Consider the following 18,838-nt stretch of genomic DNA (forward strand, 5'->3'; position numbering starts at 1 on the left):
GAGCAGTTCGTTTGCCAGTTCGGTTGTCGCACAAACCGTCTGGTTAAACATCTCTGCTTTGACCGCATTGAGGTCAAGAAACTTGAGCTTGAGTGTGGTGGTGACCCGTTTCATGGGGACTATTGTACGATGGAAATCGCGTCTGACCATGTTCACCTTTTGGTTGAAAGGCGTTGAAGGGACGGTCGTCTCGTGTTCTCAGGCAAGAGTTTCCAGAATTGCTTAAACTGCCCAGCTTGTGGACACATTCCTATGGGTTTGACACAACTGGAAAGATTAGCTCTCAGACGGTGCTGGACTACATCAATGCCCCACACCACGGCTGAATCAATTCAGCCTGCGCTTATATCCCCCGGTTAGAAACCGGGGGCTTTACGCTGCTTTTCGTAAAGACTGGGGCAGATGGATTCGAACCACCGAATGGCGGGACCAAAACCCGCTGCCTTACCGCTTGGCGATGCCCCAACTCAAGCGCTTAACCAATTTAGCGATGCTGCTTTGCCTCTGTCAACAGATGAGATTGGATCCCTTGGGTTGAACCGAGCTGGACAACCCTACAAGTCAGACTCCGCCCGAATGGATCCCGATCCCCGGCGAGGGTCTTCCGTAATGCCGGAAATAAATGGATTGGGCACATGGGGAATACGAGCCACCTCGAAGAAATAGGCCCGTATCTCCGGCCCAAAGTAGATCACATCCCCGCTCTTCAGGTAATGAGTAGCCACCCGCGTCCCGTTGACAAACACCCCATTGGTACTGGATTGGCCGCGCCGGTTGCCATCGATCAAGCAATAGGTAAAACCTGTACGACTGGATTTGGTGGGCACCCGCACCAGATAAGCATGGCGACGGGAAACAAAACGATTAACGATTTGCAGGGCATTGGAGGGATCCCGTCCAACTGCGTAGGCAGCTTCCCGCAAAATGTAGCTACAGGGCCTGAGGGGATGACAAATCGACAGCGTGAACTCTGGGTAAGACAGCGGCTGCTCCGGTATCCGATCAAACAACTCCTCCGACCTATCCGAATCTTGACCGGCTGGAAGATCTACCCCGCCAATCTCAGTAACCGAAGTAAAAACGTCATGTGGCAATGGCTTCTCCCCCTCAACGCTAAGCAATGCCCACATCAAGTTATGTCTCCATTCAGGACGTCGGAGCCAACCCCTACCACCCCTGTAGGGTTCATAGCACAGAATGCTTTTCCGTAGGTTGACAGAGAACCCACGAACAAGAAGTACAGGGATAACTCATTCTCCCTAAAACTTATGAACCAAGCAAAGCCCTTGTCTACCCTTGACTATTCTTTGACTATCCTCTGAAAAACAGGGGTGGGGGACTGGGGTTCTTGCTCGGCGGGGAGTTGTCCCCAGGTGGTGTCGGGATCCCAGCGCAGTTGAGTGGCATCGGTGAGCTGAAAGCCCAGTTGTTGCAAGATTTTCAGGCTAAGATCCGGAACCACGGGGGAGAGCAATACGGCTACCCAGCGCACACTTTCTAGGACGGAGTAGAGGATCTCGGCCACCTGTTCGCTTTTCCCCTGCTTGTGCAACGTCCAGGGGGCTTGTTCATCCAGATATTTGTTGCTGGCCTGGGCCAGACTGAGGGTTTTTTGGGCGGCCAAACTGAGATCCAGCCGCTCGTAAGCCTCAGCCACAACAGGGGTGAGGGTTTGGGCCAAAGCCTTGAGGGGGTTATCCTCCGGAATCCCGACAGAGGGAATGCGGTAGTCCCGGTATTTTTTGAGCATGTTCAGGGTGCGGTTGAGCAGATTGCCCAGGTCATTGGCCAAGTTGGCATTGAGCACATCGATAAAACGGCTCTCACTAAAATCTCCATCTTTGCCCAGTTCGATTTCTGTCAAAAAGTAGTAGCGCACGGCATCCGGGCCGTACTGCTGGGTCAGCTCAAAGGGATCCAGAGTATTCCCCAGGCTTTTGCCCATTTTCATGCCATCTTTGGTGAGGAACCCATGCCCAAAAACTTGTTTGGGTAGGGGTAACCCGGCAGATAGAAGCATGGCCGGCCAGTAAATGGCGTGGAAGCGAACGATATCTTTACCGACGAGGTGCACATCGGCAGGCCAGTAGCGGCGCAGGGCATTGGCCAAGGTGGGTTCATCGGCGGGATCCAGAGCGGCACTGAGGTAGTTAATCAGGGCATCAAACCAGACATAGATGGTTTGGCTGGGATCCGTCGGGAAAGGGATCCCCCAGGAGACGCTGGGGCGAGAAATGGAAAAATCCCGCAGGCCCTGTTTGACAAAGCTGAGCACCTCGTTGCGGCGGCTCTCCGGTTGAATGAATTCGGGATGCGTGGCGTAGAGGGTTTCCAGTTTCTCTTGGTAGCGGGAGAGGCGAAAGAAATAGTTTTCTTCATCTTTCCATTCCACTTTTTTGTTGGGGTGGAGCGGGCAGAAGCCCCCTTCGAGGAGTTCGTCTTCGTCTTTGAACTCTTCACAGGAGACACAGTACCAGCCCTGTTGCCGCCCGGTAACAATATCCCCTTGCTCCCAAACCCGCTGAAAAAATTCCCGCACAATCGCTTTATGACGGGGATCCGTGGTGCGAATAAAGCGGTCATGGCGGATATTCAGGAGCTGCCAGAGCTTGACAAACTCGGTAGAGAGTTCGTCACAGTGCTGCTGTGGTGGGATCCCGCGTTCTTCGGCGGTGCGTTGGATCTTCTGGCCGTGTTCGTCGGTTCCCGTCACCATGAGTACATCTTGACCCCGCAGGCGGTGGTAGCGGGCGATGGCATCCGCGATCATCGTGGTGTAGGCACTGCCAATGTGAGGGGCGGCGTTGACGTAGTAGATCGGGGTGGTGATGACAAAAGTGGGATCCGGCATGGGCAATCGGCAAAGCGTTCTCCCATGATAGAGGGCGGGGATTCAGATGCGAACAGACTCGATTTTCTACCAACTGTTTCAGTCGTTCCCTTCACTTTTGTTTGAACTGTTGGGACTCGATCCTGGTTTGGGATCCCAGTATCGGTTCGCCTCTCAGGAAATCAAAGAGACTGCTTTCCGTTTAGATGGAATCTTTTTACCCAGTCAAAGGGAAATTCCTCTTTATTTGGTAGACTCCATTCGGCTTGCCAGAAGATCGGTGTTACACTTGTTCATGAAGTCTCTCAGGTTTTGGTGGCGCTAGCACCGATGGAGCGCATTCCAAAGCCTTGTTCTGAATGAGTTTTGACGCAAAGATTCCGCAGGGGGCGCTGATTACAGGCGCCAGCCGGGGGATTGGCAGAGCTGTAGCCTTAACCTTAGCCCAACAAGGGATCCCTGTAGCCCTAGTAGCCCGTTCTCACCCCGATTTGGTGGCAGTGCAGACGGAGATTAAGGACTTGGGGGGTAGAGCGGAGGTTTACCCCATTGACCTATCTGATTTGCCCGCATTGCCCCAGCGGTTGCAGTCTCTGCTGGCGGATTTTGGCCCGTGCGATGTCTTGGTCAATAATGCGGGTATGGCCTACGTTGGCCCCTTGGCAACTTTATCGTTATCGGATTGGCAGCGGGTGATCGACCTCAACCTGACGGCGGCCTTTCTCTGTGCGCAAGCGGTACTTCCCGGTATGCGCCAACGACGCTTCGGCACCATTGTCAACGTCGTCTCCATTGCGGGTAAACGCGCCTTTCCCGATTGGGGAGTCTACTGTGCCAGCAAGTTTGGCTTAATGGGCTTTTCTCAAGCTTTGGCGGAAGAGGAGCGACAACACGGCATTCGGGTCACCAGCCTCTGCCCTGGCTCTGTCGATACCCCAATTTGGGATACGGACACCGTTGCTGTCCGTTTCGATCGTTCCAAAATGCTTTCGGCGGAATGGGTGGCCGATCTCATCGCCTACATTGTGCGCTTACCCAGCGGTGCAGTAGTAGAAGATCTCACTCTGATGCCTACGGCTGGGATCCTCTAGACTTACCCAACTGTTCTGCAGTTGTGCCGCTCTATTCCTCTTGTACACAAGCTTCGTTCAATAAGGAACACGCTCATGACCCTTGCTCAATCCGGATCCGGTTCACAGTCTCGCCTGAACGACAAAAACAGTCTCAAATCTCGGGTAGTACGCGATCTGTCTAACCTTGTGGACGAAGAGTCCAGAGCGGATATCCCCGATCCGGCCATGGTGGAAGCCGTGGAGACTTTGCTGCGAGGCATTGGCGAGGATCCCAAGCGGGAAGGGTTGGAAAACACCCCAAAACGGGTGGCTCTGGCCCTGAAATTTTTGACCAGTGGCTACCAGCAATCTTTAGACGAGTTGATCAACGGAGCCATTTTTGATGTTGGCCATGACGAGATGGTGTTGCTGCGGGATATCTCCATGTTCAGCCTATGTGAGCACCACATGCTGCCTTTCATTGGCAAGGCTCATGTGGCCTATATCCCCAAACAAAAGGTGGTTGGACTAAGCAAAATTGCTCGCATTGTGGAGATGTATTCCCGCCGTCTCCAGGTGCAGGAACGTCTCACCCGACAGGTGGCGGAAGCCCTGATGGAGGTACTGGATCCCTATGGTGTGGGGGTGGTGATGGAAGCCAGCCACATGTGCATGGTGATGCGCGGTGTCCAAAAACCCGGCTCCTGGACTGTGACCAGCTCCATGGTGGGTGTGTTTCAGGAGGATCCCCGCACTCGTGAAGAATTTCTCAGTTTGATTCGCCATCCGGCCAGTTTTTAGGGGGTCTTGAGGTACTATCTGCAAAGCATTGCCTTAGTAAGGGTTAAGCTTGTCGCCGGACGGGGAATACTAGCGTAAGATCGACGCAAATTCTGCCGGAAGTGAGGCCCGTTATGAGTGAAGTCAGCCCCGAGAGCCAATTTCCCACTGACTTAGACTCCGACTGGAAACCCCCCACCCCCCCTGTGATGCAACGTCCTTCGCGTCCGGCTGCCTACACACCGAAAGTGGAGCCCCCCACTCAACTGGATCCCGTGATGGGTTCAGGGGCAGCTTCTCCCCAAGATGCGATTCGCGCCGGGGCGATCATGGGTCGTCCCATTCCTCCAGGCGTGGCTGCAGCACCTCCCCAGATGCCAATGCCTGGCCTGGGGTCTGCACCCAGTGCTGCTCCTGCAGGTATGCCCTTTGCTCCGCCGGCCCGTCCAACCGCTTCTGGACGGATCCCGATGATGCCTGCGACGCCTCGCGGTGCTGCTGGAGCGCCCTCCTCAGGATTGACGCTGCGCCAGCTGGTGCAAGAGGCTTACGACAATGGCTATTCCGACATTCACTTGGGGGTGGGAGAAGTTCCCCGGTTTCGGGATCGGGGGCAGATGCTCTTGACCAACTACCCGGTCACCACCACTGAGATGTTCTACGGCTGGTTACGGGAAAGCCTACCTGAGAGTCAAATCCGCCAGTTTGAGGAATGCCTAGAGCTGGATACAGCCATTCAATACGAGAACTTGGTGCGTTGCCGGGTCAACTGCTTCGTTTCCCTACTTGGCCCCGCTCTGGTGATGCGTCTGATCCCACTAAAAATTCTGACTTTGGAGCAGTTGCGCGCACCAGAGGTTCTGAAGCGCATCTCTGAAGAACACAAAGGCTTGGTGCTGGTGACTGGCCCAACGGGATCCGGTAAATCCACCACCTTGGCTGCCATGGTGGACTACATCAACTCCAATTTTCCCAAACACATCATCTCCATCGAGGATCCGGTGGAATTTGTCCATCAAAGTAAGAAATCCATGATCCGGCAGCGGGAAGTCGGGATCCATACGCTGGAATTTGCCAATGCCCTTAAAGCCTCTCTCCGGGAAGATCCGGATGTGATCCTGATTGGGGAGATGCGGGATCGAGAAACCGTGGACATCGCGCTGAAGGCCGGTCAAACCGGTCACCTTGTTTTTGGCACTTTGCACACCAACAGTGCTGTTCGTACCATTGAGCGCTTGCTTGGGATCTACAAGCCCGAAGAACAAGAGCCGATGCGTTTACAGCTGTCAGAAACCTTGGTGGCCATCATCGCCCAAACCTTGGTACGCACCACCGATGGCAAACGAGCCGCTGCCCATGAAATTCTGCGCAATACCGACGCCATTCGGGACTACATCAAGCGAGGTGCGGTGGATGAAATCGAGGAGTTGATCGCCGAGGGATCCTATGAAGGAATGTGTACGATGAACCAGTCTTTGTTTAACCTTTACCAGGAGGGGCGCATTACGGAAGAGGTTTGCCTAGAGGCTGCTCCCCGTCGCAATGAGATGGCCCAATGGCTGCGAGGCCGGATTTGATCCTGTTCTAACCCTATGGGAAGGCGGCGTTAGGTCAGGTAAAGATCGCTTGAGGGAATAGCCGCCCTGCCCTAAACTGAGAGCAATTGGCAGTGCTGGCTTGGCCAGGCTGTGTTTTCATTCATTACCGATCATTCAGATTTAGATAAAGCTAGAAAACAGGAGACCCCCTACGGTGAGCGTGATCAACCAGATCATCGAGAGTGCAGATGACCAGCTGCGTTATCTCTCGGTCAGCGAACTTCAAGCTGTTAAAGACTATATGACCACTGGCGAAAAGCGCTTGCAAATTGCTCAGGTGCTGACGGAGAACAGAAAGCGCATCATCGACCAAGCGCAAAAGCAACTGTTTAGCAAGCGGCCCGAATACAGACAACCGGGTGGCAACGCCTATGGCGACAAGCGCTACAACCAGTGCTTACGGGATTACGACTGGTACTTGCGTCTGGTGACTTATGGCATCATTGCCGGGAGCAAAGAGCCGATAGAGTCCATCGGGTTGGTCGGGGTGCGGGAGATGTACAACGCCCTGAATGTACCCATTCCTGGCATGATCGATGCGATTGTGTTCCTGAAGGAGGCGGCCCTCAGTTTGTTGGAGCCAGCTGCGGCTGCGGAAGCCGCCCCCTACTTCGACTACATTATCAATGCGATGGGATAAATGCTCGGGGCAGTCCTTTCACCCCCTTGGAGAGCTTTGGCCTGCCTTCCTTGGGCAGGCTTTTTGTTGAGAAAATCCATATCTTACAGGGATCCAAGGGCATGGCGGGCATGAATAGCCACCTGTTCCTGCGGATCTTGAGCCAGACGAGTCAATCCGGGCCGGGCGGCTTCTGTCCCCAATCGGCCTAAGGCAATACAGATGCGATAGCGCAATTGCCAATCATCCGAATCAATCAAGGGATCCAAAAAGGGAATGGCACGGGGATCCCCCAAATCCCCTAAAGCGGCTGCCGCTGCTGTGGAGATCAGCTCGCTTTCTCCCTGTAAGGCTTGCACCAAGGTATCGAAGGCCTCCGGATTGCCCAGTTCCCCCAGGGCTGCCACAATGCTGAACTGCACCAGCCATTCCTTTTCTCGCTGGTAAGCCGCCAACAAGTCCGTCAGAGCTTGCGGTTGTTTCAGATCACCCAAAGCTGCCGCCGCCGCTGCCCGCACATCAAATTCCGGATCCTGCTCAAGAGCTTGGCGTAGGATCGGCAAAATCGGGGCGGGATCCACCCCAGAAACGGTGCCCATCTGGCTAATGGCGGCATAACGCACACGGGCATTTTCATCGGTGACAGCCCGATGCAGCAGCGTCAGGGTTTCTTCCCCAGGCAATTGCCGGGCCAAATTGACCGCGCGCAACCGATCCCCCAAATCTTGAGAGTTCAGCAACTCCAGTAGATCCGCTAGCGTCGGGGGATCCCCAGCGTTTGCTTCCATAGCCACTTTCTCCCAACAACATTCTGCGGCGATAGCAAAGGCCGAAAAGCCAGTGTTATCATCTGTAAGCAGTGCATCACTCTCTACGATCTTATGGCCTTATTGCAGCAAGAGAAGCAGGAGATCATCGACGGCTACCAGCTTCATGAAACCGACACCGGTTCCGCCGATGTTCAGGTGGCTCTGCTGACCAACCGCATCAACCAGATCTCTCAGCACCTCCAAAAAAACCCGAAAGATTTCAACTCCCGCCGCGGTTTGTTGATGATGATCGGCCGCCGCAAGCGGTTGCTCAGCTACATTGCTAAGCACTCTCCCGATCGTTTCCGTAACTTGACCGAACGGCTCAACATCCGGGTGAAAAAGTAAGGGCGCTACCAGAGCACTATTCAGAGCTATTCGTGTGAGTCAGTGTGAGTAAACCTGTGGGCAAATCCAGCCGCTACTCCTCCAAGGTCTCTTCCAAAACCTCCCGTCGCCGCTCTGCCCCCAGTTCTGCTGCCGCTCCGGTGGAGAAGGAGTCGTTAGTCCCCATTCCGCCTGAAGTTAGTCGTCGGATGGTGCGTCGGATGCTAATTTTTTGTGGGATCCCTTCTGGGATTGGGTTGAGCAGCTTCTTTGTCAACTACTACCTACTGGTCAACCACGTGGTAGCTTTGCCCAGCTATTTCACCCTAGTTGAGTCGCTAGCTTGCTTTGGCTTGGGTTTTTTAGGCATCAGCTACGGTGTGTTTTCGGCGTCCTGGGATCCGGAGCCGGGATCCCTTTTGGGCATTGGGGAGTTTCGACGTAATCTCGGTAATACGCTCAAGCAGTGGCGAGCATCCGCCGCCGCCCCTGACTCTTCTGACTCTGGAGAGACCTCATCATGATTGTTGGGATGAAAAGTGGCAGCCCAATGGAGGAGATCGAGCAGCTCAGCTAGCCATTTTCCCAAATGGGCCTGACTCCAGAAAAGATCGTCGGCAAAGACAGGGTGGTGATCGGCTTGGTGGGGGATACCGCTAGCCTAGATGAGCTGGAGATTCAGCAGTACGGCCCCCCTTCATAGAAGTCAAGTTCTTGTGGGGGGGAGGGGGAGCTTACAAGCCGCTTGCGGTCGCCGTCTGAAGCCCTAGGGGTTGGGGTGGGATCCCTAAAGCCCAACGAACCCTCGCAAGGGAATCTCCTTCCTCCTTGCCGCTTACAATGGGGTCGGCATTCTGGGCGTCAACGATGAAATTGGCCTACTTCGACTGTGCAGCAGGTATCGCAGGCGATATGTGCTTGGGGGCGTTGCTGGATTGTGGGGTGCCGCTGGAGTACTTGAACCAGCAGCTGCAAGCTTTGGGGCTAGAAGGGGAATTTAACCTGCAGGTCAATCGGGTGCAGCGGTGTGGTCAGCCAGCTTTACATGCGGTGGTGGAGGCGCTCGGATCCCATAGAGAGGAACACTCTGCCCGTCACTGGCCGGAAATCCAATCTCTGATCGAGGGATCCCGGTTGGCCCCGGCAATTAAGGCCCGCAGCCTGGAGGTGTTTTACAAGCTGGCGCAGGCGGAAGCAAAGGTGCATCAAATGCCGCTGGAAAAAGTCCACTTTCACGAAGTGGGGGCGGTGGATGCCTTGGTGGATATTGTCGGTACCTGCATTGGCCTGGATTGGCTTGGGGTGGAGCAGGTGCTGTCTTCCCCTCATCCGATTGGGGGGGGCTGGGTGAATACAGAGCATGGCAAGCTGTCGGTGCCTGTACCAGCGGTGATCGAGCTGTGGGAAATGGCCCGTGTGCCTGTGTTTAGCAATGGGGTGGAAGCGGAGTTGGTCACGCCGACGGGGGCAGCCTTGGCTGTAGCTCTGGCCGAAGACTTTGTCCCCTGCCCACCGATGCGGGTGGAGAAGGTGGGGCGCGGTGCGGGCACCCGTGAGCTGCCGATCCCGAATGTGTTGCGCCTCTGGATTGGTGAGACTGCTGGTGGCGAACTAACGGAAACAGTTTCGGTGTTACAAACTCAAATCGACGATCTCAACCCTCAGGTGATTGCTTACACCTGTGAGCAGTTATTAGCCCTTGGGGCCTGGGATGTCTTTACGCAGCCAGTCACCATGAAGCAGGGGCGACCGGGGGTGCTGCTGACGGTGATCTGTCCACCGGATCGGGTGCCCGAGTGTCAAAACCTGATCTTCCGAGAAACCACCACCCTAGGGATCCGCCATGCTCAAGAGCAACGGACTTTGCTAGAACGGGTGATCGAGCGGGTGGAAACCCCCTATGGCTTGGTAGATATAAAGGTGGCCCGCCACCATGGCCGTATCGTCAATGCTCAACCGGAGTTCCGGGACTGTGCTGCCCGCGCCCAGGAATATCGAGTACCGGTACAGACGGTGTGGTTGGCGGCTCAGTCGGTTTGGCAGCGGCGCCACCAAGGGGATCCCACCTGAGAAAAGCTTTTGGGTGAGGGTCAGCAGGATGGAAGTGCTACGAAGGGGTGGAAGGGTGGATCGCCGCTATTGGGAGTATTGGCAACAAGCTCAAGCCCGACAACTCCGAATGCAGAACTAGAACTGTTCTACGAGAGTCTTGCCCTGAAACTCCACAACTTTTATACAGGCTGTGAGCGCATTTTTCGTCTGATTGCGATGGAGATGAATGGGGGCTTGCCTGCTGGAGCTGACTGGCACAAGCACCTTCTCGACCGGATGAGCGATGAGCGCCAAGGTCGTCCAGCCGTATTATCGGCCTCGACAGCCTCCGCATTACAGGAATTTTTGGGGTTCCGACAGGTTGTTCGCAGTGTGTACGGCTATGAGCTGGATCCCGAGCGCATTGCCCTATTGCTCAGCCACTATCCGGATGTGTGGCGAGCCTTAGAACAGGATCTGCGACAGTTTGGAGCTTGGTTGCGGGCCCTTGCGGATCAACTGGAAACTTCACCCGACTGGGATCCGCCTTAACCCAGCTTCTGCCTTCCATTTGCTTTTGATGAACGCAGTTTGGGATCCCTGGCTGCTAGCCTGGGAGATGGCAATGTAACCCCCTCTCTCGAACGACAAAAAGATGGAATCCCAAACCTCGCAATTTAACTTTGACCGCAGACTTTGGAATCGCTTTATCACGGTGGCTCAGCCCTACTTTTATCCGGTGGTGCGGCGTGGGGGCTGGATCTTCTTGGGTTTGCTGGCAGCGGCCATGGTGTTCGTGGTCGCTTTGATGTTTTTTGTCGAGATTGGGGTGACACTGGCGGGTCAGGCTCTGTTCCCGGAGTTTTTTACCAATGTAGCGGCAGGGCTGGTGGCCCAGACCGAAAGAAATTTGGTCTCGCCGGTTCTGTGGGTAGCGGCAGTGAGCTTGGGCCTGAGCAGCCTCTGTTTTGTGGCGGTATGGCGACAGATTCACCAACGTTGGGTGCAGTGGGTGCTCCTCACCTTTTTGCTGTTCCTCTCCCTGACGGTGAACCGCCTGAATGTGATGATTAGCTTCATCTTCCGGTTTATCGACACGGCTCTCCAACAAAAAGAAGAACCGACCTTCTGGCAATTTTTAATTATTTATGGAGTGCTGATCATCTCAGCGATTCCAATTTTGGTGATCTACCGATATACCCGCCTCAAATTGGGCCTGTTTTGGCGAGAGTGGCTGACCCAATATTTTCTGGATCGCTACTTTGACCAGCGGGCTTATTATGAGCTAGATTCCAACGCCGCCAATACCGAAATTGATAACCCTGACCAACGGATGTCGGAGGATGTCCGCTCCTTTACGGGTACAACCCTTTCGTTTCTGCTGGATATTCTCGACTCGATTCTCACCCTCTATGCTTTCACGGGCATTCTTTATGGTATTTCTCGGCCTCTGGCTCTGGGATTGGTAATCTATGCCACGGTTGGGACGGGGATCGCCATTTTGGCGGGTCGTAAGCTGATCAAGATTAACTTTGATCAACTGCGTTACGAAGCTGACTTCCGCTACAGCTTGGTACATGTGCGGGATAACGCGGAGTCGATAGCATTTTATCAAGGGGAAGGCCAGGAACTCAGGCAAATTCTGGAGCGGTTCGGTTCGGCACTGCGCAACTTTAACTTGTTGATCATTTGGCAGGCTGTCATCGATATCTTTCAGTACGCCTACAACTATTTCACCCGTATTGTGCCCTATGTGATCGTCGCCCCCCTCTACTTCAGCGGCGTGCGAGACTTCGGCACCATTACCCAAGCCACCATCGCCTTTAGCCAAGTGTTGAGCGCTCTGTCAATTGTGGCCAACCAGATTCAGAGCATTTCCAGCTTTGCCGCCGGGATCAACCGTCTTGGGGCCTTTCACGAGTCTCTTGAGGATCCGGCTCTGCGCTACACCAGGGATCGGGAGAGCACCATTCAAACTCGCATCGCCCATCAACTGGCGCTCAATAATGTCACTTTGCTCACCCCCAATTCTGAACAGACCCTGGTGCGGGATCTCTCCTTTGCCTTGGAAGCAGGCCAACGGCTACTGATCGTTGGGGTGAGTGGCAGTGGGAAAAGCTCTCTGCTGCGGGCTATCGCCGGATTGTGGACGAATGGCAAGGGATCTATAACCCGACCGGACACCGAAGAGATGCTCTTCCTGCCCCAGAAGCCCTACATGTTGCTGGGATCCCTACGGGATCAACTGCTTTACCCGATGCGTCGGCAGGATCTCACGGATGAGGATTTGGTACGGGTGCTCAACCAGGTGAATCTGGGCGGGCTGCCGGAACGGTTGGATGGGTTTGATGCTGAGAAGGACTGGGCCAACACCCTGTCTCTGGGGGAACAACAGCGACTGGCCTTTGCCCGCATTTTGATTACCCAACCTCGCTACGCCATTCTGGATGAGGCCACCAGTGCCCTGGATGTGGCCAATGAAAAACTCCTCTATCTACAACTGCAACACTTGAACACCACCTACATCAGCGTCGGGCACCGCCCCAGTTTGTTGGCCTACCACGACCTGGTGTTGGAGCTACAAGGTGGCTCTGCTTGGCAGTTGTGGTCAGCAGCAGAGTACAGCGCTCACCTGGCGATGGCCAGTTAAGGAACGCAGCAGATTTCTTGGCATTCTCTAACAAGATGTTGCGGCTCTACGCCTCACTGGACGCAGCCCAATCGAGGTGATAGTTTGTTTTCACAGGTATTCCGACCGGATTACCGGAGGATAAACACATGAGCTCCGTCGCTGCATCCGAAGTTAAGCGTTCCAAGGTTGAACAGATCAAGGAACAGAGCCATTTTTTGCGGGATCCCCTGCTGGAGGAACTGGCCGAAGACACCACCCATTTCAGCGAAGCTGCTGTTCAGGTGCTCAAGTTCCACGGTACCTATCAACAGGATGACCGGGATACCCGCCAGCAGCGACGACAGGAGGGCCGAGAACGGGATTACTCCATGATGTTGCGCACCCGGATCCCCGGCGGGCATGTGCCCCCGCAGCTGTATCTGACCCTGGATCGGCTGGCGGATCAATACGGCAACGGCACCCTCAGGGCCACGACGCGACAGACCTTTCAGCTCCACGGGATCCTGAAAAAGAATCTCAAAGCCACCCTAGCCAGCATTCTGCACCAGATGGGATCCACCCTGGCTGCTTGCGGTGATGTCAACCGCAATGTCATGGCCCCCGTCGCCCCCTACAAAAACCGCCCGGCCTACCGCTATGCCCAAGAATATGCCCGCAAGTTGGCGGATTTGCTAGCCCCGAAAACCTCCGCCTACTACGAAATCTGGGTGGATGGTGAACCCATTCCCATCCCGCCCGTGGATGAAGATGTCTTGGTCGCGCAAGAATTTGTCGGCCATGGGGTGCGCCTGGAAGGACCTGAACCCCTGTATGGCCCGGTCTATTTGCCGCGCAAGTTCAAAACAGCCATCACTGTGGCTGGAGAAAACACGGTGGATGTCTATTCCCAAGATTTGGGCCTCATCGTCCTCACCGATCGCAAAGGCAGTCTTAAGGGCTTTAACATCGTAGTGGGTGGGGGGATGGGCCGTACCCACGGCAAAGAAGAAACCGAGCCGCTCCTAGCCCAAAAGCTCTGTTTTGCTCCACCAGAGTCTGTCCATCAGATTTGCCAAGCGATTTTGGCGGTACAGCGGGATCACGGCAACCGTAGCGATCGCAAGCAGGCGCGGCTGAAGTATTTGGTCAGGAAGTGGGGGATCCGCAAGTTCCGCCGCGTGGTGGAGGAGTATGTTGGGGAGAAACTGCAACGGTTCCGCCCCTTGCCCAAATTTGTCCCCAACAGCGATGACTACCTGGGTTGGCATGAACAGGGGGATGGCCGTTGGTTTTTGGGGATTTCCATCGAGAATGGCCGCATTCAAGACAGCCCGACTCGGCAACTGAAAACGGCGCTGCGCCGGATCACTGAAGCTTTTTCCTTGCCCTTGCGGGTGACCCCCACCCAGGATGTGTTGCTGATTGATATCGAAGACCGGCAACGGGATCTGATCAACCAGATCCTCAAATCCCATGGGGTACTCTCCAAAGAAGAAATTCCCCAATTGGTGCGGCTGGCGATGGCCTGTCCTGCTTTGCCCACCTGTGGCCTGGCGATTACCGAGTCGGAACGGGCTTTGCCCGGTTTAATCCGCCAGTTGGATCGGCTGTTACAGGAGCTGGAGTTGCAGGATTCTCCTTTTTTGGTGCGCATGACCGGCTGCCCCAATGGCTGTGCCCGCCCCTATCTGGCGGAGTTGGGGTTGGTGGGATCCACGCCAGAACATTACCAAGTGTGGTTGGGAGCCAGCCCCGAGGGGGATCGCCTTGCCCAAGTCTTTCAGGAACGGGTTCACATCGATCAGATTGTCCCGCTAATGCGATCCCTGTTGCAGCTTTACAAACGGGAGCGCTATCCCCAGGAAGCCTTCGGAGACTACTGCCACCGAGTTGGGATCCCCTATTTGCAGGCCCAGATCCCACAAACCGTTTAAGGCAACCCCTCTCTGGTGCGGGTCCTTAAAAGCGAGACCAAGCCCGCAGCCATTCCCGTAGCGTTTCCAGCCATCCGGTCGGCTGGGTCGTTGCTAAAGGGGATCCGGTGACCGAGTCTTCTTTGGGAAGTAAGTTGGCCTGTCTGGGATCCACGGCATAAACCTGAATGGTCTTGGCGTTGGGGGAGGGTTTCACGGGGTGCGCCTGCACTTGCGAGAGTTGCTCCTTCACCGCTCGATACACAGGTGCAGAGATCAACAACTGGGAACTGAGCTCCCCATTGGCGGACTCTAGCCAGGTGGCAAAATTCACCGATTTGCCAAAGGCAGAAACCCGTTGTGGGTCTTGAGGATCGATATTCAGCAAAATGGTTGGCCCATAGTGGATCCCGAGAGTGAGACTGACCTCTGGGTAAGAGAGTTCCCGCAGCGTGGTGTTGAGGTTGGCCACCGATTCCAGGAGAGCTAACCCCGTTTGTAGGGCTTGCTGTACTGCGTCCTGAGGATTCTGAGGATTTTTGAGGCCAAAAAGCGCCAGGCTTTTGAAGCCGCTGTGGCTGGCCAATACCCCCTGATACCGCTGCACGAGCGCACCCATTTGGGTAAAGTAGCGGCCCAAGGTATAGACAATGTCGTAGGGAAAGTTATCTTCGTCAAAGGTGGCCATCCCCCGCAGAGAAGCACTGAGAATGGCTGCGGAAACTTGGCTACCCATGGACTGAGCCCGCAATTGGTGCTGGGCTACCTCCACATCTTCCCTGTCGAGGACTAGCCGTTGCAGCGTCACATCTCCGGTGATGCGAGTTTGGCAGGCCAGCCGGATATGAACAGGTAAATCTAGCCGTTCCGCCAATTTCTTCTCGGCTGGAGTCATGCTGCGACAATGTTCGCTGCCTTCCAGGATCATGATGCGACAGGTGGAGCAGGCGGCATTGCCTCCACAGGCATGGGCATGGCGCACCCCTGCATTGAGAAGGTTTTCCAGAACTGTGTGGAGAGGGCTGGCCTCAACTACGAGGTTGTCGGGGCGACAAGTAATCCGCATCGTTGGCTCCAGCAAAAGAGACTTTACAAGAACACCTAATCCCAATACGGAGCTGCCTCCGGTTTGGATACGTTTTTCCTCAACTGACCGCCACAACTCAGATGATAGAGTACAGAAAAGTCTGTGCGAGCCGTTTCATGCCTCAGTCCAAACCCAATGAATCTCCGATCCGCAAACTATTCAAAACCCTGGTGTTGGTGATTGGGCCGCTGATCCTGCTCAGCTTCTCCTTTGGCCCGTTGTTGCAAGCTTTTGGGCCGTCCAGTTCGGCAGATACCAGCTTGGTCACCGAGCAACTGCAAACGGAAGCCGATGGCTATCGAGCCGTGCTGGAGCGGGAGCCTGATAACCGCATTGCTCTGGAAGGGTTGATCAACACCCAATTGCAGTTAAATGAGCCAGAGGGGGCAATTGAGCCGCTGAAAAAGTTGGTGGAACTTGAGCCAGAAGATCGGGGCCTGCGGGGCTTTTTGGCCCAAATCCAACGGGAAACCGGCGACCTTGAAGGGGCGGTCGAACAATTGCAAATCCTCTACGACGGGGATCCCCGCGACAGTCAGGTTTTGCAGGAGCTGGCCAGTACTCAGGTGATCTTGGGCCGCAACTCAGAGGCGATTGCCCTGTTGGAAAATCACCTCAAGGAGGTACCGGAGGATCATGATGCCCGTCTGCAATTGGCTTTTGTCTATGCCCGTGACAACCAAACTGACAAAGCAACTGCCCTTTATGATGAGATGATCGCGGCGGATCCCAGTGATTTTACGCCTGTGTTGGGTAAGGCGATGGCCCTCAGTTCTGCAGAAGATGAGACGCTACGGGCACAAGCGCCAGAGCTGTTTGATCAAGCCGCCCGCTTGGCCCCACCCCAACTTCGGGAACAGATCGAGCGGGAAGCAGCACTCTACGCTCAGTTGAATCAGCCCCAACCTGTTGAGAATCCTGTCCTGGAAAGTGAAGACCCTGAGAGCACCCCGACTCCATGAATGGACTCCCCAGACCTTCCCGCTCAGCGATAGGGATCCCTATAGGCTTGCTCATGCTCCTGTTGCCCGCTTGTCGAGATTCGACAGAATATATGCCGATCAACCCGCAAGCCTTTCGGGAACAGTACAATCTCTCTGGCGCATCCGAACCGGCCCAGATCGGGATCCAGCTGTTGCAGCGCTACCGCCAGGAGCCAGAAGGTCGCCAAGGGGAGTCTCTGCACATTCGGTATTTACCTGACCAGAAGGCGGAGATTCTCTTGACTATTGAGGGCTTGGCTGATGATTCGGTGCAGGGGAAGCGTTATCGCCTAGAAATGGGCTGGACGGAAGCCGGTTGGCAGATGGAAACCGTGGGATCCCAGCAGCGCTGTTGGCCGGGGCGTGGACATCCAAACTGGTCGAACCAACCCTGTGTTTAAGTGGCAACTGCGGGATATCCGTGACCAAAACTGCAAAATCAGGGATCCCCTTTGCCCTAAAATCCACAAGCACTCACGTTAATGCTGCAACACAATGACATCCATGAAAACGGTACTGGTCACTGGGGCAAGTCGCGGGCTGGGGTTGGAATACGTCAAGCAACTGGTGGCCAAGGGCTATCGGGTTTTTGCCGCTTCTCGCCAACCGGTGGAGGCTCTGAGCAAGCTGGCCTTTGACTTCCCTGATCAGGTGGAGTGGGTGCCGTTGGATGTGACCGATGAGGCTTCCATTCAAGCCGCTGTAGCCGCCGTAGGGGCCAAAACCCCCCAGTTGGATATCTTGATCAACTGTGCTGGGCTGGGGGAATGGCTCACCTTCGGCCAAACCCAGAAAGAGCCTTTTATGAGGATTCTGGAAACCAACACTGTTGCACCGGTCATGGTTACCCAGGCGTTTTACCCATTGCTCAAGGCAGCAGGCACCAGCATTGTTGCCAACATGAGCTCTTTAATTGGCTCGATTGCCCACAAGCCCATTTTGGTTAAGGGGGGCTATGCCTACTCCGCCAGTAAAGCAGCCCTGAATATGCTTACCAAGTACATGTCGATTGAGTTGGCCCCGGATGGGATTATCTTGGCAGCCCTTAGCCCTGGCTGGGTGAAAACGGATATGGGCGGGCCAGATGCCCCCCTCACGGCACCGGAATCGATTGCTGGGTTGATCAAAGTGATTGAAAAGCTTACCCCCGAGTTGACCGGGCGCTATTGGCACTACGATGGCTCCGAGTTGCCCTGGTGAGGATCCCGGCTTTGGGGGCTGACAAGGATCTGAACGGAAGTAGGCCGGCCCAGGTACTTCTCCATCTGCTCATGGGGGAAAAGATGGGGCAACCACCTGTTCAAGCAGGTCTTCAAAGGCTTGGGCGGCGCGAGAGGTATAGCGTTGTCGATGTTTGAGCAGCAAAAAGGGGCGTTGCAGAGCATCCGATCCAGAGGTTAGGGGCACCGCCTGTAAGTCTCCCAAGCGGACTTCATTGCGGATCATCATTTCTGAGATCGCAGCGGCAGCGGATCCCTGGCTCACCAGAGCTTTCACCATTTCCCCACTTTGCAGTTGCAAGATCACCGATAGAGACTCCGGTGGGATCCCCCATTGGGCGAGGGCGGCTTCAAAGTGTTGTTGTGTGCCAGATCCCGGTTCCCGCACAATCCAGTCGGTTGTTGTCAGCTCGGCAATAGAGACCTCCCGCCGATGGAACCAAGGGTGTTTCGGCCCAACGATGACGCAAAGGCGATCCCAGCCGATGATTCGCTGCTCCAGCTGGGTTTGATCCTCTGATCGCACCACCCCTTCCACCAAACCCAAATCAAAATCTCCCCGCAGAACCCCTTCACCAATGGCTTCGGTATTGGCCAGGGTGCAATGCACTCGTATGCCCGGATAACGCTGCTTGTAGGTGCTGATGCGATAGGGCAGCCAGTAGTTGCCGATGGTGAGGCTGGATCCCAGGTGCAGCTCCCCCATTTGTAACTGGTTGAGCTCCCGCAAGCCCTGTTCCAGTTGGTGAACTTGGTCGAGGATTTGTTGGGCGTGGGTCTGCAGCCAACGTCCGGCTTCGGTTAATTCCACCCGACGCCCCAGGCGGTGAAACAACCGGCTCCCGTAGCTGCGTTCCAGGGTTTGGATGGCAGCACTGACGGCAGGTTGGGTGATGAATAGGGCGGTGGCGGCACGGGTGAAATGCAGATGCTCCGCTACAGCCAGAAAGATGCGCAGTTGTTCTAAGGTCATCGGCG

The 18,838-nt window shown here is 55.2% G+C and carries 19 protein-coding genes, 1 tRNA gene and 2 pseudogenes; 16 read left to right on the plus strand and 6 right to left on the minus strand.

What is annotated here, in order from left to right; genetic code table 11:
• Positions 1-129: 129 nt before the first annotated feature.
• A pseudogene (locus JX360_RS13020) lies at positions 130-326 on the plus strand (transposase); the annotation flags it as partial.
• A 67-nt stretch (positions 327-393) separates the two neighbouring features.
• On the opposite strand, the gene JX360_RS13025 reads toward JX360_RS13020, so the two are convergent.
• The 3 genes from JX360_RS13025 to metG all read right to left on the minus strand — a co-directional run bounded on the left by JX360_RS13025 (position 394) and on the right by metG (position 2,851).
• Positions 394-465 (minus strand) — tRNA-Gln (locus JX360_RS13025).
• Positions 466-554: 89 nt separating this feature from the next.
• Positions 555-1,094, minus strand: a complete 540-nt coding sequence (locus JX360_RS13030; RefSeq protein ID WP_244351764.1) for an FHA domain-containing protein — start codon at positions 1,092-1,094, stop codon at positions 555-557.
• Positions 1,095-1,300: 206 nt separating this feature from the next.
• On the minus strand, positions 1,301-2,851 hold the full coding sequence (metG, locus tag JX360_RS13035) for a methionine--tRNA ligase (RefSeq protein WP_244351767.1): 1,551 nt from the start codon (positions 2,849-2,851) through the stop codon (positions 1,301-1,303).
• 46 nt (positions 2,852-2,897) lie between these two features.
• On the opposite strand from metG, the gene JX360_RS18020 reads away from it, so the two are divergent.
• The 5 genes from JX360_RS18020 to apcD all read left to right on the plus strand — a co-directional run bounded on the left by JX360_RS18020 (position 2,898) and on the right by apcD (position 6,900).
• Positions 2,898-3,155 (plus strand): Rpn family recombination-promoting nuclease/putative transposase, encoded by a 258-nt coding sequence (locus tag JX360_RS18020; protein ID WP_244351769.1) that lies wholly within the window; start codon positions 2,898-2,900, stop codon positions 3,153-3,155.
• Between the two features lie 34 nt (positions 3,156-3,189).
• Positions 3,190-3,921: an SDR family oxidoreductase gene (locus tag JX360_RS13045; protein WP_244351771.1), complete on the plus strand. Its 732-nt coding sequence runs from the start codon at positions 3,190-3,192 to the stop codon at positions 3,919-3,921.
• Positions 3,922-4,077: 156 nt separating this feature from the next.
• Complete coding sequence (gene folE, locus JX360_RS13050) at positions 4,078-4,683, plus strand: GTP cyclohydrolase I FolE (RefSeq protein WP_425244408.1); 606 nt, start codon at positions 4,078-4,080, stop codon at positions 4,681-4,683.
• A 113-nt stretch (positions 4,684-4,796) separates the two neighbouring features.
• Positions 4,797-6,239 carry a PilT/PilU family type 4a pilus ATPase gene (locus tag JX360_RS13055; protein WP_279611494.1) on the plus strand — a complete coding sequence of 481 codons (1,443 nt, stop codon included), beginning with the start codon at positions 4,797-4,799 and terminating at the stop codon, positions 6,237-6,239.
• Between the two features lie 175 nt (positions 6,240-6,414).
• Positions 6,415-6,900, plus strand: coding sequence for an allophycocyanin subunit alpha-B (gene apcD / locus JX360_RS13060; RefSeq protein ID WP_244351775.1), 486 nt, complete (start codon positions 6,415-6,417; stop codon positions 6,898-6,900).
• An 83-nt stretch (positions 6,901-6,983) separates the two neighbouring features.
• Here apcD and JX360_RS13065 read toward each other — a convergent pair whose 3' ends face one another.
• On the minus strand, positions 6,984-7,667 hold the full coding sequence (locus JX360_RS13065; protein ID WP_244351777.1) for a HEAT repeat domain-containing protein: 684 nt from the start codon (positions 7,665-7,667) through the stop codon (positions 6,984-6,986).
• A gap of 93 nt (positions 7,668-7,760) precedes the next feature.
• On the opposite strand from JX360_RS13065, the gene rpsO reads away from it, so the two are divergent.
• From rpsO to JX360_RS13100, 7 genes and pseudogenes are all read left to right on the plus strand, one after another.
• Positions 7,761-8,036 carry a 30S ribosomal protein S15 gene (rpsO, locus tag JX360_RS13070; RefSeq protein ID WP_244351779.1) on the plus strand — a complete coding sequence of 92 codons (276 nt, stop codon included), beginning with the start codon at positions 7,761-7,763 and terminating at the stop codon, positions 8,034-8,036.
• Positions 8,037-8,080: 44 nt separating this feature from the next.
• Positions 8,081-8,539 carry a PAM68 family protein gene (locus tag JX360_RS13075; RefSeq protein ID WP_244351782.1) on the plus strand — a complete coding sequence of 153 codons (459 nt, stop codon included), beginning with the start codon at positions 8,081-8,083 and terminating at the stop codon, positions 8,537-8,539.
• Positions 8,536-8,709 (plus strand): annotated as a pseudogene (locus JX360_RS18025) (3-deoxy-7-phosphoheptulonate synthase); the annotation flags it as partial. The gene JX360_RS13075 and the pseudogene JX360_RS18025, both read left to right, overlap by 4 nt.
• A 173-nt stretch (positions 8,710-8,882) precedes the next feature.
• Positions 8,883-10,085, plus strand: coding sequence for a nickel pincer cofactor biosynthesis protein LarC (gene larC / locus JX360_RS13085; protein ID WP_244351788.1), 1,203 nt, complete (start codon positions 8,883-8,885; stop codon positions 10,083-10,085).
• Positions 10,086-10,163: 78 nt separating this feature from the next.
• Entirely contained in the window at positions 10,164-10,598 is a 435-nt protein-coding gene (locus JX360_RS13090) for a ribonuclease toxin HepT-like protein (protein ID WP_244351789.1), read from the plus strand.
• Positions 10,599-10,701: 103 nt separating this feature from the next.
• Positions 10,702-12,696, plus strand: coding sequence for an ABC transporter ATP-binding protein/permease (locus JX360_RS13095; RefSeq protein ID WP_244351790.1), 1,995 nt, complete (start codon positions 10,702-10,704; stop codon positions 12,694-12,696).
• A gap of 128 nt (positions 12,697-12,824) precedes the next feature.
• On the plus strand, positions 12,825-14,591 hold the full coding sequence (locus JX360_RS13100) for an NADPH-dependent assimilatory sulfite reductase hemoprotein subunit (RefSeq protein WP_244351791.1): 1,767 nt from the start codon (positions 12,825-12,827) through the stop codon (positions 14,589-14,591).
• Positions 14,592-14,616: 25 nt separating this feature from the next.
• Here the strand turns inward: JX360_RS13100 and JX360_RS13105 are convergent, their stop codons facing one another.
• Positions 14,617-15,636, minus strand: coding sequence for an adenylate/guanylate cyclase domain-containing protein (locus JX360_RS13105; protein WP_244351792.1), 1,020 nt, complete (start codon positions 15,634-15,636; stop codon positions 14,617-14,619).
• Between the two features lie 137 nt (positions 15,637-15,773).
• Here JX360_RS13105 and JX360_RS13110 point away from each other — a divergent pair, with 137 nt between their 5' ends.
• The 3 genes from JX360_RS13110 (at position 15,774) to JX360_RS13120 (ending at position 17,840) form a co-directional block, all read left to right on the plus strand.
• Positions 15,774-16,619, plus strand: a complete 846-nt coding sequence (locus JX360_RS13110) for a tetratricopeptide repeat protein (RefSeq protein WP_244351793.1) — start codon at positions 15,774-15,776, stop codon at positions 16,617-16,619.
• Positions 16,616-17,041, plus strand: coding sequence for a hypothetical protein (locus JX360_RS13115; protein WP_244351794.1), 426 nt, complete (start codon positions 16,616-16,618; stop codon positions 17,039-17,041). The genes JX360_RS13110 and JX360_RS13115 overlap by 4 nt, the downstream gene beginning before the upstream one ends.
• Positions 17,042-17,135: 94 nt before the next feature.
• A complete protein-coding gene (locus tag JX360_RS13120; protein ID WP_244351795.1) occupies positions 17,136-17,840 on the plus strand; it encodes an SDR family oxidoreductase in 705 nt (234 codons plus the stop codon).
• A 69-nt stretch (positions 17,841-17,909) separates the two neighbouring features.
• Here JX360_RS13120 and JX360_RS13125 read toward each other — a convergent pair whose 3' ends face one another.
• Positions 17,910-18,833, minus strand: coding sequence for a LysR family transcriptional regulator (locus tag JX360_RS13125; RefSeq protein WP_244351796.1), 924 nt, complete (start codon positions 18,831-18,833; stop codon positions 17,910-17,912).
• Between the last annotated feature and the right edge of the window lie 5 nt (positions 18,834-18,838).

Source organism: Thermostichus vulcanus str. 'Rupite' (assembly GCF_022848905.1).
In the GTDB taxonomy this organism is placed as follows: Bacteria; Cyanobacteriota; Cyanobacteriia; order Thermostichales; family Thermostichaceae; genus Thermostichus; species Thermostichus vulcanus_A.